A 1,777-nucleotide genomic window follows, 5' to 3' on the forward strand; every position below is an offset into this window, starting at 1 on the left:
CGGATCGGGGCTGGGTTCCCGCGTGGGGCCGGACTCCGTCTGCCGCTCCGGGCCGGGCGCCGGGGACGGCTCCGAGCCGGGCGTCGGCGCGGGGTCCGGGCCGGGCTCGGGCTCCGGGCGCGGTTGCGGCGCGGGTTCCGGCGCGGGTGCCGCGCGGGGTTCCGGCACGGGCGGGCGGCGGACGTCGTCCGCGCGGGTCCAGGCCGCCTCCAGGGCCCGCCGCTCCTCCTCGTCCGCCCCGCACAGCCGGGCGAGACGGTCGACCACGGCGAACTCCTCCGGGACGGTCGCGCCGGAGCAGTAGCGGTGGAGGGTGGACGCGCTGACGCTCAGGCGCCGCCCCAGCGCCTCGTAACTCCGCCCGTCCCGCGCCTTCAGCGCGCGCACGAGCCCCGCGAACTCCTCGACGGCGGCTTCCTTCGGCATTCCATCCCCCTCGACCCTGCGTCCCACCCTTCACGTCCTTGCACGTCAGCGGGGGTGGAATGGTTCCGGGACGGAGGACGGGCGTGCCACCGTTGCGGCCGGCGGGCGCCGGGCCCGACGCTGGTGGAGCACTGACCGAACCACCCGACGGGGGATCCACCACCATGAACAAGCTCCGCACCGCACTGGCCACCGCCGCCGCTGCCGCCCTGGGCCTCGCGGCCCTCGCCACCGGCCCGGCGCAGGCCGCCGCGCAGCCCGCCTTCCTCGCCGCCTCCCAGATGCCGCCGTCGGCCACCCCGTGGACCGCCACCCAGGTCTTCGCCGGCGTCCCGGAGAACGGCGGCGCCCTCTGCGCCCCGTACAAGATCCCGGCGCAGAACTCCCGCTACCGCGAGTTCAGCACCGAGCTCGACACCAACGGCGTCCAGATCACCCACGTGTCCCGCACCGAGGCCGACGCCGTGAAGCTGGTCGACACCCTCCGCACGTCCCTCGCCGGCTGCGGCCCCCTGCTCCAGAAGCAGAACCCGGGCCTGAAGGCCGTCAGCGCCGCGCACGGGAAGGTCGCCGTCGAGGAGGGCGCCTGGGTCTACAGCCTGGACACCGCCGACCCGCAGATCGGCAGCACCGACATCCACCTCTTCTCGGTGGGCCGGGACGGCAAGACGGTCACCTTCGTCCGCTGGGGCCAGCTGGGCGACTTCAAGGACGCCCCGCTGACCGCCTTCAAGACGACGACGAAGACCGCGGTGAACAAGCTCTACTGAGACGCGTCCCGCCGAGGCGCCGGGGCTCTCGCGGAGCCCCCGCGCCTCAGCGGGACCCGAGCGCGAACCACAGCTCCATCCGCACGTCCGGGTCGTCCAGGTCCCGGTCGAGGAGGGCGGCGCAGCGGGTGATCCGCTGGCGGACGGTGTTGCGGTGCACGTCCAGGGCCACCGCCGTCCGGTCCCAGCTGCCGTGCAGCGACAGCCAGGTGCGCAGGGTCTCCCCGAGCGGTTCCGTGAGGGGGCCGAGCAGGGCGCGCGCGTGGGCGGCGGCCTCGTCCGGGTCCACCAGGGCGGCGAGTCCGCCCGGGCGGTGGCGGACCAGGGGCGCGCGGGTGGCCTCCGCCCGGCGCAGGGCGCGGGCCGCCTGCGCGTCGGCCGCGGCGAGTTCGTCGGCCGCGGCGGGCGCGGCGACCCCGAGGGTCCAGCCGGGCTGCTCGGTGACGGGCGTGGAGGCGGGCAGCAGCAGGCGGACGGCCACGGGGGTGCCGTCCCGCCCGCCGCCGCCCGCCTTCACGCCGTCCGTCCTCGCAGCGTCCGCCCCTACGCCGTCCGCCCTCACGCCGTCCGTCTTCGCACCC

The 1,777-nt window shown here is 76.7% G+C and carries 3 protein-coding genes; 1 reads left to right on the plus strand and 2 read right to left on the minus strand.

Annotated elements, in window-relative coordinates; all coding sequences use genetic code 11:
* On the minus strand, positions 1-426 hold a 426-nt coding region (locus EAO70_RS35115; protein ID WP_148006863.1), incomplete at its 3' end, for a helix-turn-helix domain-containing protein.
* Between the two features lie 164 nt (positions 427-590).
* On the opposite strand from EAO70_RS35115, the gene EAO70_RS35120 reads away from it, so the two are divergent.
* Complete coding sequence (locus tag EAO70_RS35120) at positions 591-1,196, plus strand: hypothetical protein (protein WP_148006864.1); 606 nt, start codon at positions 591-593, stop codon at positions 1,194-1,196.
* A 46-nt stretch (positions 1,197-1,242) separates the two neighbouring features.
* Here EAO70_RS35120 and EAO70_RS35125 read toward each other — a convergent pair.
* The coding region (locus EAO70_RS35125) for a helix-turn-helix domain-containing protein (RefSeq protein ID WP_148006865.1) at positions 1,243-1,777 on the minus strand (535 nt) is incomplete at its 5' end.

Origin of the sequence: Streptomyces sp. adm13(2018) (genome assembly GCF_008042145.1) — a bacterium.
Classification (GTDB): Bacteria; Actinomycetota; Actinomycetes; order Streptomycetales; family Streptomycetaceae; genus Streptomyces.

Excerpts from the sequence above, each read along its gene's own strand:
- EAO70_RS35120 (WP_148006864.1), top strand. The coding sequence starts at position 591 with ATGAACAAGCTCCGCACCGCACTGGCCACCGCCGCCGCTGCCGCCCTG.